Here is a 14,543-nt window from a genome sequence, read left to right as displayed (position 1 = left end):
GTGCAGCGGGCCGCTTTCGCGGCCTGTTGCGCTGCCGCCAGCAGCGGTTGCCCACGCCATGCTCGCCACCATCTCCTCCTTCTCGTCGCTTTACTTCGCGACCTTGCTGATGCTCATCGGCACGGGTCTGTTCAATACCTACATGGGGCTCGGGCTGACAGCGCAGTCTGTCAGCGAGGTGTGGATCGGCGCCCTGATCGCCGGCTACTACCTGGGCCTGGTGTGCGGCGCCCGTCTGGGGCACAAACTCATCATCCGCGTGGGCCATATCCGGGCGTTCGTCGCCTGTGCGGCCGTTGCCACCAGCATGATCCTGGCGCAGACGCTGGTCGACTCCATGCCGTTGTGGCTGGTGTTCCGCGTCATTTCGGGCATCGTGATGGTGACCGAGTTCATGGTCATCGAAAGCTGGCTCAATGAGCAGACCGAAAACCACCAGCGCGGACGCGTCTTTTCCGTCTACATGGTCGTGTCGGGCCTGGGCACCGTGCTGGGGCAGCTGGCCCTGACCGCCTATGCCACGCTGGATCTGCGGCCCTTGACCCTGGTGGCCATGTGCCTGGTGCTGTGCCTGGTGCCGATCGCCGTCACCGCGCGTTCGCACCCGCCCACGCCGCTGCCGGCGCCGCTGGACATCCGTTTCTTCATGCGGCGCGTGCCGCTGTCGATGACTGTACTGTTCGTGGCGGGCAACCTGTCCGGGGCCTTCTATGGGCTGGCGGCCGTCTACGGCGCCAAGCACGGCCTGTCCACCTCGCAGGCGGCCATTTTCGTGGCCGCCGCGGTGACCGCGGGCCTGTTGTCGCAATGGCCCATGGGCTGGCTGTCCGACCGCATCAACCGCGCCGGCCTGATCCGTTTCAACGCGCTGTTGCTGGTGCTGCTGCCGGTGGTCATGTGGGGCTGGATCGTCCTGCCGTACTGGGCGCTGGTGGCCATGTCCTGTGTTTTTGGCGTGCTGCAGTTCACCCTGTATCCGCTGGGCGCGGCCTTTGCCAACGACCACGTGGAGTCCGAGCGCCGTGTCAGCTTGTCGGCCGTGCTGCTCATGACTTACGGGGTGGGGGCCTGCATCGGCCCGATGATTGCCGGGGTGCTGATGTCCCTGGCCGGGCCCAGCATGTACTACGTGTTCATTTCCGCCTGCGCCCTGATCCTGGTCTGGCACGTGCGTCCCACCCGCGTCACGGGTGCGCACCAGGTGGAAGAGGCTCCCACGCATTTCGTGCCCATGCCGGACACGCTGCAGAGTTCGCCGGCCGCGGCGGTGCTGGATCCGCGGGTGGATCCAGCAACCGACATCGCCATGGAAATGGTGCAGCCCGACGTGGCGCCGGTGGCGGCGGCCGAGCCGCCCGCGCAGGACCTGCCTGGCGAGGCCAGCGCGGACCAGGCGGACGACGCGGACCAAAGGCGCACCGGCACCTGAGGCCGGGAGGCTGGCGTCCTTACCAGGGCGCCATCAGCACGATGGCGGCCAGCGCCAGCGCGATGCCCAGCAGGTTCAGCCGGGTCAAGGGTTCGCGGAAGGCCAGCGCGCCGACCAGCGTGCCCAGGGTGATCACGCCCATGTTCATCGATGCGAATACCAGCGCGGGATGCTCGGGCAGCGACTGGTGCGCGCGGATGTAGGTCAGGATGTTGCCGAAGTTCGCCAGGCCCAACACTGCGCCAGCGGCCAGGTGGCGCAGCTGCCAGCGCACCCGGCTTCCCAACAGATAGGCGAGCATCAGCAGGCCGGCGATGACGAACGCGAGCAGCAAGCCGCCCGCGAAGGCAGTGCCTGCGCGCGCCATCTGCTTGAACAGAATGTCGATCACGCCATAGCCCACCCACACGACCAGCGGCCACAGCCACATGGCGCGGCTGCTCGCCGCCGGGTCCTCACCCGGCCCTTGTGCGCGGGCGGGGCGGCGCAGCAGGCAGTACAAGGCGCTGGCCGCCAGCAAGATCGCGGCCAGCTTGCGGCCGCTGACCGATTCGCCGAACAGCAGGAAGGCCGCCAGCAAGGGGATGAACAAGGACAGGCGTTGCGCCGCGTCGCTGCGCACGATGCCGGCATGGCGCACGGCCGCGGCCATCGCCAGGAACACGCTGGGCAGCAACACGCCCAGCGCGGCCAGCACCAGCCAGGGCGTTTGTGGCGCCAGCAATGCGGCCGGGTCCGGGCGCAGCACCGCCCAGCAGAGCAGGGCGGCGACCGCATAGTTCATGGCGATGGCCTGGCGCACGTCCACCTGGTAGCGCCGCGCCAGCTTCAGCAGCACGGCCACGGTGACGCTGCAGGCGACGCTGGCCAGCAGGTAGAGCAGGCCCGGCGTCAGCGGCATGCCGTGGCGTCGTGGTGCTGGTGCTGGGCGGCGTCGATGCGCATGCCCAGGCGCTGCAGCAGGCGCTGGTCGGCTTCCATCTGCGGATTGGCGGTGGTCAGCAGGGCGTCGCCGTAGAACATGGAGTTGGCGCCCGCCATGAAGCACAGGGCCTGCAACGCATCGTCCATGGCTTCGCGGCCGGCGGACAGGCGCACCGCCGCGCGCGGCATGGCGATGCGGGCCACGGCGATGGTGCGCACGAACTCGAACGGGTCCAGGGCTTCCACGCCGGCCAGCGGCGTGCCTTCCACCTGCACCAGGTTGTTGATCGGCACGGATTCGGGATAGGGCTCCATGCTGGCCAACTGGGCGATCAGGCCGGCGCGTTCGCGGCGCGATTCGCCCAGACCCACGATGCCGCCGCAGCATACGCTGATGCCGGCGTCGCGCACCCGGTCCAGCGTGTCCAGACGGTCCTGGTAGGTGCGGGTGGAAATGATCTTGCCGTAGAACTCGGGCGAGGTGTCCAGGTTGTGGTTGTAGTAGTCCAGGCCGGCGTGCTTGAGCTGTTCGGCCTGGCCTTCGCGCAGCATGCCCAGGGTGACGCAGGTTTCCAGGCCCAGGGCCTTCACGGCGCTGACCATCTCCGCCACCGCCTCAAGGTGGTGCGGCTTGGGGCTGCGCCAGGCGGCGCCCATGCAGAAGCGCTGCGCGCCGCCTTCCTGGGCCTTGCGGGCCGCGGCTACCACGTCCGCCAACGGCATCAGCTTGTCGGCGTCCAGGCCGGTGTCGTAGTGCGAGGACTGCGGGCAATAGGCGCAGTCCTCGGGACAGCCGCCGGTCTTGATCGACAGCAGGCTGGACAGCTGGATGGCGTTCGGATCGAAATGGGCGCGGTGCGTCTGCTGGGCCCGGAACACCAGATCCATGAACGGCAGCTCGTAGAGCGCCATGATGTCGGCGGCGCTCCAGGCGGGAGCCGGGGCCGGCTTGGCGATGGTCGGGACGGGAATGTAGGCGGTCTGCATGGATGGCTCCTTTCGGTCTTGCGGGATCGCGGCACTTGGCAGGCAAGGGCGGGATCGGCGGATCGTAAGAAGCTGCGCAGGGTTTGCGCAATCCAGGCAGTCTGGCGGAAATTAGCAGTATCTTGGGCTTGCCTTTGCTGGAAATGGACGATTTTGGCAGGTACCGGCTTCTAAGTGGCTCACATCTTCGGGGACACGTGGACGTCCATTATTTTGCATCAGATTGTAAATTTTAGAGGCGTCAGGCCTGTTCTCGCTTGTCGCGCGCCCGCGTGCGCTCGTGTCCGGTGATGCCGCGGTCCCGCGCCCAGACGATGGCCGCGCTGCGGCGGTGCACGCCGATCTTGCTGTAGATGGTGGCCACGTGGTTGCGCACGGTATTGCGCGACAGCTTCAGTTGCCGGGCGATGCTGTCGTCGTCGTGGCCCTGGCACATCAGGCCCAGCACCTCGCGCTCGCGCGAAGTGAGTTGCGCCAGTTCGGCGACGTCGCGCGTGGCGGGCGCGGGTTCGCGCAGTTGCGCCAGCTTTTCGATGACGCTGCGGCTGAACCACGAGGTGTCCTGCATGACGGCTTCGATCGCCGTCAGCAGTTCCGTCTCGGAGCGCTTGCGTTCCGTGATGTCCTGGATCGCCAGCAGCACGCGTGGCTGGCCGCCGATGGTCACGGGTTCGGCCGACAGCAGGCAAGCCAGCGGACTGCCGTCCTTGGCCGCCAACGCGACATCCCGGTTGCGGGCGCTTTCGCCGCGCCTGAGGCTGGCCTCCAGTTCTTCAGGGAACTGCAGGCCCAGGCCGGTCAGCGCTTGGCCGATGCCGTCCTGAGACGAGGCGCCGGTGGCCGCGGCAAAGGCGTCATTCAGGTCCAGCGCGAGCAGCGTCTCGCCCTCGCAGACGGCCATGGGCACGGGCGCCAGGCGGAACGCCTTGGAGAAGCGCTCCTCGCTTTCGCGCAAGGCCAGTTCGGTGCGCTTGCGGCCTTCCAGGTCGATGAAGGTGAACAGCATGCATGGCTCGCCCTGCATGTCGATGGGCTGTCCCGCGACAATGACGAACTTCACATTGCCGTCCGCGAGTTTCAGCACGCCTTCGCGCTGCGCAATGGTCTGTCCTTCGTTGAGCCTGGCGACCGCGTTGTCCTTGTCGTCGCCACCGTCCAGCACGTCCAGTTCGTAGGCCGACTTGCCCAGTATGGCGTCGCGCGCGTAGCCGGTCATTTCCAGGAAGCCCTGGTTCACCTTCACGTAGCGCAGGTCGGACAGGCGGCAGATCAGGGCGGGCGCGGGATTGGCGCCGAAGGCGCGTTCAAAGCGTTCTTCGGCGTTGATCTGCCCGGTCTGGTCGTGCAGGATCAGGACGCGGTAATCGGCCCCGTCGCCGCCGTCCAGGTGCAGGCCGCTGGCGCGCACGTTGCGCCGGAATTCCCCGTCGTCCTTGCGTGCCAGGTCCAGCAGCAGTTCGTCGAATGGCTCGGCCGCGGCCAGGAGATCCAGCGGATACTGGCGCGCTGGCACGCGGTGACGGTTGCGGTAGCTGAGGGTGTAGCGCTTGCGATAGCCGGCGGGCGTGCCGCCCAGTTCATCCAGCGTGCCGGCGCCATGCAGCGCGAGCGCACTGGCATTGGCCCAGGCGATGGCGCCGTCCGCCTCGAGCAGGATGACGCCTTCGTTCAGGCCCGCGATGATGCGTTGCAGATGCTGGCGGTGCGGATGGGGAGCGGCGGCGTTCGCGGTCACGTAGTCCTCTTCTTTTCGCAGGGCACGACGCAAAGAGAATGAAGGCGCACTGAAAGGCTGTCCAGATGGCGAAATGGACGAGTCTGAGGGTAGGGGGGAGGGTAGAGAAGATGGCTGCCGGCCGATGATTGAGGCAAATGCGGCGGGCCGAAATGCAAAAAAGCTCCGGAAACCGGAGCTTTCAAGGGATGCTGAAGCAGACAGACTTGCGAACCGCGCGATGCGCTTGGCGGAGCGGACGGGGCTCGAACCCGCGACCCCCGGCGTGACAGGCCGGTATTCTAACCAACTGAACTACCGCTCCGCAGCGGTTTACTCTGACTTCTTCAATGCACTGCGGTGTCAAGGCAGCTTGGTACTACATGCCAGAAAGACTGGCGTCCCCTAGGGGATTCGAACCCCTGTACTCACCGTGAAAGGGTGATGTCCTAGGCCTCTAGACGAAGGGGACCTGAACAAAACAGAACTACTTTACTACCGTACTGCTGACTGGTGGAGGTAAGCGGGATCGAACCGCTGACCTCTTGCATGCCATGCAAGCGCTCTCCCAGCTGAGCTATACCCCCCAGGATCCTCGATGCCCCAAACTTCAGACAACAAGGTCTCACACTATATAAAGCAAAAAAGCCCCGAAAACGGAGCTCTTGAAAGACTCTGAGCGAGAGCTTTTGGCGGAGCGGACGGGGCTCGAACCCGCGACCCCCGGCGTGACAGGCCGGTATTCTAACCAACTGAACTACCGCTCCGCAGCGGCGTACTCAAAACATAGTCACTTCAACTGCATCACTACATACTGCTGCCAGAAAGACTGGCGTCCCCTAGGGGATTCGAACCCCTGTACTCACCGTGAAAGGGTGATGTCCTAGGCCTCTAGACGAAGGGGACTTGGACTTGCAAACTGGTACTGCATCCTTCGCCGTTGACTGGTGGAGGTAAGCGGGATCGAACCGCTGACCTCTTGCATGCCATGCAAGCGCTCTCCCAGCTGAGCTATACCCCCGTCTTTCTAATCAGCCCGTTCAACGTTTTACGAAGGCGAACACACGTTTTACCGAGTGCTTTTTCGTAGTTCGTTGCCGGTTTTGTTTAGTGCCGTTGGCGAAGAAACGAGATTATGCACGAACTAAATAGGGTGTGCAAGTCGCTTCGGGGCAAAAAGCCCAAAAGTCGCGAAAAAATGGGGGTTGGAAGGGATTTTTTGCTCGTTTTTGCTCTTTCTTTGCGCAGGCTTGGGCAGGGCGATTGATGCAGAATCCAAGTAAATCAAAGGCTTGTGAGAATGCTATCGTGAGCGGAAAATTTTTTCGCCGATCCGGAAAATTTTCCATGCCGGATCGGCACACACGGACATCGCCATGAGCAACAAGACTTCGTTTCCCACGCGGCCGCTGGGCCAGAGCGGCATGGACATCACCCGCATCGGGCTCGGCGCGTGGGCCATCGGCGGCAACGGCTGGGCGGTGGGCTGGGGACCGCAGGACGACGCCGATTCGGTGGCTGCGATTTGCCGCGCGGTCGAGCGCGGCATCAACTGGATCGACACCGCGGCGGTTTACGGGCTGGGACATTCCGAGGAGATCGTGCGCCGCGCGCTGGCGCAGATGGCGCCGGACGCGCGGCCCTACGTCTTCACCAAGTGCGGCCTGACCTGGTCAGCGGAGCAGCCGCAGGCGATGCCGCGGCGTACCGGCGCGCCGGCCAGCATTCGGCGCGAAATCGAGGATTCGTTGCGCCGGCTGGGCGTGGAGCGCATCGATCTCTACCAGATGCACTGGCCGGCGGGCGACGGCACGCCCCTGGAGGTGTACTGGCAGGAATTGCTGGACCTGAAACAGGAGGGCAAGGTCAGGGCGGTGGGCCTGTCGAACCACAATCTTGCGCAATTGGAGCAGGCCGAAGCCCTGGGCCACGTGGATACGCTGCAACCGCCGTTCTCGGCCATCCAGCGGGGGGCTGGCGCGGACCTGATTCCGTGGTGCGAGAGGAACGGCACGGGCGTGATCGTCTACAGCCCGATGCAGTCCGGCCTGTTGACCGGCGGCTTCAGCGTGGCGCGCGCCCGCGCCTTGCCGGCGGATGACTGGCGCGCGCGCAACGCGGAATTCACCTCGCCCGGCATCGAGCGCAACCTGGCGCTGGCTGATGCGTTCAAGCCCATCGCCGAACGCCATGGCGCCACGGTCGCGGCCGTGGCCGCGGGCTGGACATTGGCCTGGCCGGGCGTGACGGGCGCCATCGTCGGCGCCCGCAGCGCGGCTCAGGTGGATGGATTGCTGGGCGCGGCGTCGTTGGAGCTGGACGCGGAGGACATGGACGCCATCGCGGACGCGATCGAGCGCACGGGGGCAGGGGCCGGACCGCTGCGCCCGCCCGAGGAGAGCGGCGCGCTGCCGGTCAATCTGTTCGCCTGAGGCGGCTTCAGCCGCGGCGCGTCTTGCGGCCGCTGCCGAACGCGGCAATCAGCGCCAGGCCGATCAGGGCCAGCGCGGTCTTGTCGCCAAAGCGCGCATAGGGCGTCAGCCCCGTCATGCCTTGCACCGCCACCGGCAGCACGCCGGCTTGCAGCGGCGCGAGTTGGGCCGCCACGTGGCCCTTTGCGTCGATAGCGGCGGTAATGCCGGTGTTGGTGGCGGTCAGCATGGGACGCGCCGTTTCCATGGTGCGCAGGCGGCCGATCTGCAGATGCTGGCGCAAGGCCCAGGAATCGCCGAACCAGCCCAGGTTGCTGACGTTCACCAGTATCGTCGCGCCCGGTTCGCCATTGGGGCCGGGCTGCAGCGCGGGCAGCAGGTCCGGTCCGAACAGGTCTTCGTAGCAGATGTTGAACGCGACGTGCTGGCCGCCGACCGCGAAGGGCGTCTGGCGCACCGCGCCGCGGTCGAAGTCGCCCAGCGGAATGTTCAGCATGTCCACGAACCAGTGGAAGCCGGGCGGCACGTACTCGCCCCAGGGCACCAGGTGGCGCTTGTCGTAGCGCATGGCGGTGTTGCCGGCCACGAGCTGCTCGACTGGCGTATTGCCGTCAAAGCCCATGACGCTGTTGGTGTAGCGGTCGCGGCCGTTGACGCGGTCGTGCAGCGGCACGCCCATGGCGATGGTCGTATTGCGCTGCGCCGCCAGGTCGCGCCAGACTGCCCAGGCGCGCGGATCGAGCTGGTCCTGGAAGATCGGCAGCACGGTTTCCGGCAGGATGATCAGTTGTGGCGCGGGCACGCCCGGCGCCGGCGGCATCGCCGCCAGGTCCAGGTGGCGCGTCAGGCTCTGGTCGAGCAGGGCGGGGTCGAATTTCTGGGATTGTCCGATGTTGCCCTGGACCAGGCGCACGTTCAGCGGATCGCCGGACGGCGTGGACCAGTCGATGCGGGACAGCGGCCAGCCGGCAGCGGCCAAGGCCAGCGCGATGCCGGCAGCCAGGGCGTGGCGCGAGCCGGCGCCGGCCCGGCGCGAGGGCTGCCACAGGCTTGCCAGGGCCGCGGCGACGAAGGCGGCCAAGAAGGCCATGCCATGCACGCCGAGCAACGGTGCCCAGCCCGCGATGGGACTGTCGACCTGCGCATAGCCGATGTTGAGCCAGGGAAAGCCCGTCAGCAGCACGGCGCGCAGCCATTCGAACGCGGCCCACATCGCGGCCCAGGCCAGCGTGCCTGACAGGATGCGGGCAGGCGGAGAATCCGGTAGCAGCGGCGCGTAGCGGCGCGCCAGCGCGCTGGCGGTGGCCGGGAACAGGGCCAGGAAGGCCGACAGCGCCAGCACCGCGGCCACGGCCAGCGGCGCGGCCAGATCGCCGTAGCGGTGCAGGCTGATGAAGATCCAGTACAAGCCCAGCGCATAGCTGGCGAAGCCGAACAGCCAGCCGCGCAGCCAGGCCTGTTTCGCGGAAGGCGCATACAAGGTGACGCGCGCGGCGATGGCCAGCATCAGGACCTGGGTGACCGCCAGCGCCCAATCCGGCAAGGGCCCGGGCGAGAAAGTCAGGGCGTGCACGGCGCCCGCCAGCACCAGGCCGGCGGCGCCGCGCAGGTAACGGCTGCGCGGGGACTGGGTCATTCGTCGGAAGAGGGTGAGGCTTGAGGCGCGGCGTTGCGCTTGACGCGCAGCCAGATGGCGCGACGCGCGTCGCCGCGGGCCACTTCCAGGCGCAGGCCGTCGAACTCGGCGATGTCGCCGCGGCGCGGGATGCGGCCCAGCTGTCCGCCCATCCAGCCGCCGACGCTGTCGTACTCGTCGTCGGGCAGTTGGCAGCCGAACACTTCGTTGAAGTGCGAGATGTCGGTGGCCGCCAGGACGCGCCACTGGTTCTCGCCTTCGGGGAAGATGGAGTCTTCCTCGGTTTCGTCGAATTCGTCTTCGATGTCGCCGACGATCTGTTCCAGCACGTCTTCCATCGTGACCAGGCCGGAAATGCCGCCATGCTCATCGATGACGATGGCCTGGTGGTTGCGGCTGGCGCGGAACTCGTGCAGCAGCACGTTCAGGCGCTTGGATTCGGGGATGAAGACGGCGGGCCGCACCAGCGTGCGCACTTCGATGCCGGGTTCCAGCATGCAGCGCAGCAGATCCTTGGCCAGCAGGATGCCGATGATGTTGTCGCGGTCGCCTTCGTACACGGGGAAGCGCGAGTGGGCGGTCTCGATGACCGAGGCCACCAGGTAGGGGATGGGCTGCGTGACGTCCAGCAGATCCATGCGCGAACGCGGGACCATGATGTCGCCGACAGTGCCTTCGGACACGGCGAGCGCGCCCTTGATCATCTTGTAGGATTCCGCGTCGAGCAGCTGGCGTTCGTGCGCGGCTTCCAGAACGGCCTTGATGCCTTCGCGGTCCTCGGGCTGGCGGCGCACAAGGGAAAGCAGGCGGTCTAGAAGGGATTTGGTGGCGGGTTTGGCTGAGCGAGCAGGAGTCGCTTCGGGAGCAGGGTAAGGGTCAGACATCGTCCGGGAGGACAAGTTATGGAGGGGCCAGCATAACCGATACTGGCCTGCAATTTGTAACGACGGCCCGTTAAATGAAGGGAACCACCGCCATCTGCGCCTTGCAGGCCGCCATTTCGCGGCATCCTCTCAGGGTTGACCCGAGGGGCAGAGTCAGGCTGCCACGTACGGATCGGCGATGCGCATGTCGGCCAGGGTGGCGGTCTCCAGGGCTTCCATGCGCTTGGCGTCGCGGGCCTTGATGTGGTCGTAGCCCAGCGCGTGCAGCACGCCGTGGATGGTGAGGTGCGCGGCGTGGTCCAGCAGGGCCTTGCGCTGTTCGCGGGCCTCGCGCACCAGCACCGGCACGCACATGACGATGTCGCCGCGCGCAACCCCCAGCGGATCCACCCCGTACTCGAAGGTCAGCACATTGGTGGCGTAGTCGCGGCCGCGGAAGTCGCGGTTCAGGCGCCGGCCCTCGGCCGCGCCGACCAGGCGCAGGCTGAGCTCCGCGGCCGAGAACGCCACCAGGCCGTCGTCGGCTGCGGCCGCCAGTGCGCGCTCGGCCCAGCGGCGCAGGCGCCAGCGGGGCAGGCGGGCTTCCTCGACGCCGTACTGTACGGACAGGGACAGTTCAGGCTTCATCTTCGGAGGCGCGGTCGTAGGCGTCGACGATGCGTGCGACCAGCGGATGGCGCACGACGTCTCGGCTGGTGAATCGGGTGGTGGCGATGCCTTGCACCTCGTGCAGTACCTTCACCGCATGCGCCAGACCGCTGTCCTGGCCGCGCGGCAGGTCCACCTGGGACGGGTCGCCGGTGATGACGGCCTTGCTGCCGAAGCCGATCCGCGTCAGGAACATTTTCATCTGTTCCGGCGTGGTGTTCTGCGCTTCGTCCAGGATGACGAAGGCGTGGTTGAGCGTGCGGCCGCGCATATAGGCCAGCGGCGCGATCTCGATGGTCTGCTTTTCGAACAGGCGCTGCACCTTCTCGAAGCCCATCAGGTCGTAGAGCGCGTCGTAGAGCGGGCGCAGGTACGGGTCGACCTTCTGCGCCAGGTCGCCGGGCAGGAAGCCCAGGCGTTCGCCGGCCTCGACCGCCGGGCGCGTCAGCACCAGGCGCTGCACGGTGTCGCGCTCCATCGCGTCGATGGCGCAGGCCACGGCCAGCCAGGTCTTGCCGGTGCCGGCGGGGCCGACGCCGAAGGTGATGTCGTGCTTGAGGATGTTGTTCAAGTAGTCGCGCTGGCGCGGCGTGCGCGGACGCAGGTCGCTGCGCTTGGTGCGCAGGGCGATGCTGTCGCTTTCGTCGTCCAGGGCGGGCAGCGGGTCCGCCTCGCGGGCCTGCTCTTCCTTCAATTCCTGTTCCTGCCGGCCGACGCCGATCTCGACCAGCCCGAGCTGGATATCGTCGACCGACAGGGCGCGGTGCACGGCCTGCTCATGGAAGCGGCGCAGCACCCGGCTGGCCAGCTCCGCCAGCTCGCCTTCGATGGTGACGCGGCTGCCGCGGCGCGAGAGCTTGACGTTCATGCCGTCGGCCAGCTGCCGCAGGTTCTCGTCCAGCGGGCCGCAGAGGTTGGCCAGATGGGTGTTGTCGCCGTCCAGGGTGACGACGATGGGCATGCTGCGGCGGGCGCGGGAGCGGGGAGTGGTCATTCGGCCTCTTGGGGGGTACGGTCCACGTCGGCGACCCGGGCGCGCAGCGAGTTGGTGTGCGCTTCGGTGATGATGACGTCGACCATTTGTCCGATGAGCCGCGCGGGCGCGGCGAAGTTCACGATGCGGTTGTTCTCGGTGCGGCCCATCAGTTCGTTCGGGTCGCGGCGCGAGGGGCCTTCCACCAGCAGGCGCTGGCGCGTGCCGATCATGTTGCGGGCGATCGTGGCCGCCTGCTCGTTGATCAGCGCTTGCAGGCGTTGCAGGCGACGCAGCTTCACGTCCTGCGGCGTGTCGTCCTGCAGGTCCGCGGCGGGGGTGCCCGGGCGGCGCGAATACACGAACGAGAACGAGGTGTCGAAGCCGACGTCCTCGATCAGCTTCATGGTCTTTTCGAAGTCTTCCTCGGTTTCGCCGGGAAAGCCGACGATGAAGTCAGAGGACAGGGTCAGGTCGGGGCGCGCGGCGCGCAGGCGGCGCACCACCGACTTGAATTCCAGGGTGGTGTAGCCGCGCTTCATGCCGGCCAGCACGCGGTCGCTGCCGGCCTGCACCGGCAGGTGCAGGAAGGACACCAGCTTGGGCAGGCGGGCGTAGGCGTCCACCATGCGCTGGGTCATTTCCTTGGGGTGCGAGGTGGTGTAGCGGATGCGCTCGATGCCGGGGATTTCGTGCACGTACTCCAGCAGCATGGCGAAGTCGGCGATCTCGTCGCTGTCCGTCATGCGGCCGCGGTAGGCGTTGACGTTCTGGCCCAGCAGCGTCACTTCCTTCACGCCCTGGTCGGCCAGGTCGGCGACTTCCACCAGCACGTCCTCGAAGGGGCGCGAGACTTCCTCGCCGCGCGTATAGGGCACGACGCAGAAGCTGCAGTACTTGCTACAGCCTTCCATGATCGAGACGAACGCCGTGGCGCCGTCCACGCGGGGGGGCGGCATGTTGTCGAATTTTTCGATCTCGGGGAAGCTGATGTCCACTTGCGAACGGCCTTCGTCGCGGCGGCGCTTGATCAGGTCCGGCAGGCGGTGCAGCGTCTGCGGGCCGAACACCACGTCGACGTAGGGCGCGCGCTTGACGATGGCCTCGCCTTCCTGGCTGGCCACGCAGCCGCCCACGCCGATCACCAGGTTGGGATTGGTTTTCTTCAGGTGCTGCACCCGGCCCAGGTCCGAGAAGACCTTTTCCTGCGCCTTCTCGCGCACCGAACAGGTGTTGAACAGGATGACGTCGGCGTCTTCCGGGTTGTCGGTGAGTTCCAGGCCCTGGTCGCCACGTAGTACGTCGGCCATCTTGTCCGAGTCGTACTCGTTCATCTGGCAGCCGAAGGTGCGGATGTACAGCTTGCGGGGGGAGCCGGCTTGGGCGGCGGGGAGGGCGGCGCTGGCGCCGTCGTGCGCGGCGTCGGCGCGCTTGAGAGTGGTTTCTTGCATGATGGTCGCCGTGACGGGTGTAGATCCCGGGGGCAGAAAGGTAGGAAACCCGGGATTTTAACCCTTGCCCGAATTTGCTTCTTGGTCTGGCGCGTCCAGGCCGTTACGATAGCGTGCTGGGCCGATTCCGGGGTCCAGGAACATTTCTCATTTCCCTGTAGCGGTACCGATGAACACCAATCCCCTGACGCCTTCGGCGGCCGCTCCCGTGACCGACGCCGTGGCGGGCCCCGGGCCCGATCAGTTCCGCAATCCGTTTTCCGCGCTGACCTGGGTGCTGCTGGGCTGCGCCCTGGCGCTGGCCGCCAGCGCCTGCGCGCTGTGGGTGGACCTGCCGCTGGCGGTGTGGATCAAGCAGTCGGTCTCCGAGGGCGTGAACGAATCCTTCGAATGGATCGGCGAGCTCGGCGAAAGCGGCCCCTATATCGGCGTGGCGCTGGCCTTCTATGTGATAGGGCTGGTCGGCCTGGCGCGCGGCTGGCGCAACCCGGTGCGCATGAGCTACGCCAGCATGGCGCGCGGCAGCCTGCTGATGTTGTCGACGATGGCGGTGGGCGGGCTGGTGGTGCTGGTGCTTAAGCGTTCGGTGGCGCGGGCGCGTCCCGAGCTGTTCTTCGAGAAGGGCATCTACGGGCTGGGCGAGTCGTTCTCGCGCGTGCAGCTCTACAACTCCTTTCCCTCCAGCCACACCTATGCGGCGTTCGCCGTGGCGGTGACGCTAGGCATCCTGGCGCCGCGCTGGCGCTGGGTCTTCCTGCTGCTGGCGGTGCTGGTGGCCATGAGCCGGCTGGTCAATCTGGACCACTATCTGTCCGATGTGATGACGGCCGCGGGCATCGCGGTGCTGGTCGGGCATGTGTTGGCGCCCCGGGTGTTGGGCGCCGAATATCAGTGGCCCCTGCGCGCGCCTTGGCGCTGGTGGAAAAAGTAAGGGTTGCTGTTGCTGGCGTTGGCTTGTGCTTCGTAGGTCGCCCGTCGGCGCGGTCGGCGTGGCGGCTCGCGCCCACGATTGCGGTCCGGAGCGTTCGCTCCGGACTGCCCCGTCGTCATCTTCGTCAAGGCCTTCGGCCTTTCCTTCAGATTCCCTCGGGCGCATCGAGGTTGCGAGCCGCCACGCCGCCCGCGCCGACGGGCTACGTGCGTCTTGGCCTGTGGCGCTGCTGGAGCTGTGGTCGGGGGCGAGTCTTGGGCTGCCCGTATTAATCGGCCGCGCGGGCGGCCGATTAATACATACGTCATTGTTTTAAGTGTGATTGTGATCGCTGGCGCGAATGCGGCGATTGGTTTTCTGGTGGTGTCGCCGTCGGGGGGGAGGGATGGTGGCTTGCGTATGAATATCCTCTCGCGCCCGCCACCCAGCCGTCCGCGACGACGTGCGGTCTACGAAGCGACACGGCCTTCGCCTGCAAACCCGCAAACCTGCGAAGAAGCAAAATAAGCCAGTGTCCGGAAGCCGGCCAGGGGC

11 protein-coding genes and 6 tRNA genes are annotated in these 14,543 nt (G+C 66.7%); 3 read left to right on the top strand and 14 right to left on the bottom strand.

What is annotated here, in order from left to right; all coding sequences use genetic code 11:
* Nucleotides 1-58: 58 nt before the first annotated feature.
* Nucleotides 59-1,429, top strand: coding sequence for an MFS transporter (locus AXYL_RS25620; RefSeq protein WP_013395779.1), 1,371 nt, complete (start codon nt 59-61; stop codon nt 1,427-1,429).
* A 19-nt stretch (nt 1,430-1,448) separates the two neighbouring features.
* On the opposite strand, the gene AXYL_RS25615 is transcribed toward AXYL_RS25620, so the two are convergent.
* The 9 genes from AXYL_RS25615 to AXYL_RS25575 all read right to left on the bottom strand — a co-directional run bounded on the left by AXYL_RS25615 (nt 1,449) and on the right by AXYL_RS25575 (nt 6,075).
* On the bottom strand, nt 1,449-2,324 hold the full coding sequence (locus tag AXYL_RS25615; RefSeq protein ID WP_041656135.1) for an EamA family transporter: 876 nt from the start codon (nt 2,322-2,324) through the stop codon (nt 1,449-1,451).
* Entirely contained in the window at nt 2,321-3,340 is a 1,020-nt protein-coding gene (gene bioB, locus AXYL_RS25610) for a biotin synthase BioB (RefSeq protein WP_013395777.1), read from the bottom strand. The genes AXYL_RS25615 and bioB overlap by 4 nt, the downstream gene beginning before the upstream one ends.
* A gap of 241 nt (nt 3,341-3,581) precedes the next feature.
* Nucleotides 3,582-5,075, bottom strand: a complete 1,494-nt coding sequence (locus AXYL_RS25605; RefSeq protein ID WP_013395776.1) for a helix-turn-helix transcriptional regulator — start codon at nt 5,073-5,075, stop codon at nt 3,582-3,584.
* Between the two features lie 227 nt (nt 5,076-5,302).
* Nucleotides 5,303-5,379, bottom strand: a tRNA-Asp gene (locus AXYL_RS25600).
* 71 nt (nt 5,380-5,450) lie between these two features.
* Nucleotides 5,451-5,526 (bottom strand) — tRNA-Glu (locus AXYL_RS25595).
* A gap of 39 nt (nt 5,527-5,565) precedes the next feature.
* A tRNA-Ala gene (locus AXYL_RS25590) sits at nt 5,566-5,641 on the bottom strand.
* A 103-nt stretch (nt 5,642-5,744) separates the two neighbouring features.
* Nucleotides 5,745-5,821: transfer RNA gene (locus AXYL_RS25585), tRNA-Asp, on the bottom strand.
* Between the two features lie 63 nt (nt 5,822-5,884).
* Nucleotides 5,885-5,960 (bottom strand) — tRNA-Glu (locus tag AXYL_RS25580).
* A 39-nt stretch (nt 5,961-5,999) separates the two neighbouring features.
* A tRNA-Ala gene (locus tag AXYL_RS25575) sits at nt 6,000-6,075 on the bottom strand.
* Between the two features lie 355 nt (nt 6,076-6,430).
* Between AXYL_RS25575 and AXYL_RS25570 the strand changes: the two genes are divergently transcribed.
* Nucleotides 6,431-7,486 carry an aldo/keto reductase gene (locus tag AXYL_RS25570; protein ID WP_013395775.1) on the top strand — a complete coding sequence of 352 codons (1,056 nt, stop codon included), beginning with the start codon at nt 6,431-6,433 and terminating at the stop codon, nt 7,484-7,486.
* A gap of 7 nt (nt 7,487-7,493) precedes the next feature.
* Here the strand turns inward: AXYL_RS25570 and lnt are convergent, their stop codons facing one another.
* The 5 genes from lnt to miaB form a co-directional block, all read right to left on the bottom strand.
* Nucleotides 7,494-9,122 carry an apolipoprotein N-acyltransferase gene (gene lnt, locus AXYL_RS25565; RefSeq protein ID WP_013395774.1) on the bottom strand — a complete coding sequence of 543 codons (1,629 nt, stop codon included), beginning with the start codon at nt 9,120-9,122 and terminating at the stop codon, nt 7,494-7,496.
* Nucleotides 9,119-10,006, bottom strand: coding sequence for an HlyC/CorC family transporter (locus tag AXYL_RS25560; protein ID WP_013395773.1), 888 nt, complete (start codon nt 10,004-10,006; stop codon nt 9,119-9,121). Before AXYL_RS25560 ends, lnt begins: the two co-directional genes overlap by 4 nt.
* A gap of 153 nt (nt 10,007-10,159) precedes the next feature.
* On the bottom strand, nt 10,160-10,633 hold the full coding sequence (gene ybeY, locus AXYL_RS25555; protein ID WP_013395772.1) for an rRNA maturation RNase YbeY: 474 nt from the start codon (nt 10,631-10,633) through the stop codon (nt 10,160-10,162).
* Nucleotides 10,623-11,648, bottom strand: a complete 1,026-nt coding sequence (locus tag AXYL_RS25550; RefSeq protein WP_013395771.1) for a PhoH family protein — start codon at nt 11,646-11,648, stop codon at nt 10,623-10,625. Before AXYL_RS25550 ends, ybeY begins: the two co-directional genes overlap by 11 nt.
* Nucleotides 11,645-13,078, bottom strand: a complete 1,434-nt coding sequence (gene miaB / locus AXYL_RS25545; protein WP_013395770.1) for a tRNA (N6-isopentenyl adenosine(37)-C2)-methylthiotransferase MiaB — start codon at nt 13,076-13,078, stop codon at nt 11,645-11,647. The genes AXYL_RS25550 and miaB overlap by 4 nt, the downstream gene beginning before the upstream one ends.
* A 169-nt stretch (nt 13,079-13,247) precedes the next feature.
* On the opposite strand from miaB, the gene AXYL_RS25540 reads away from it, so the two are divergent.
* Complete coding sequence (locus tag AXYL_RS25540) at nt 13,248-14,009, top strand: phosphatase PAP2 family protein (protein ID WP_013395769.1); 762 nt, start codon at nt 13,248-13,250, stop codon at nt 14,007-14,009.
* Nucleotides 14,010-14,543 lie beyond the last annotated feature (534 nt).

The sequence above is a fragment of the Achromobacter xylosoxidans A8 genome (assembly GCF_000165835.1).
Lineage (GTDB): Bacteria > Pseudomonadota > Gammaproteobacteria > Burkholderiales > Burkholderiaceae_B > Achromobacter > Achromobacter xylosoxidans_B.
This window is presented reverse-complemented; position numbering and strand designations above follow the sequence as displayed.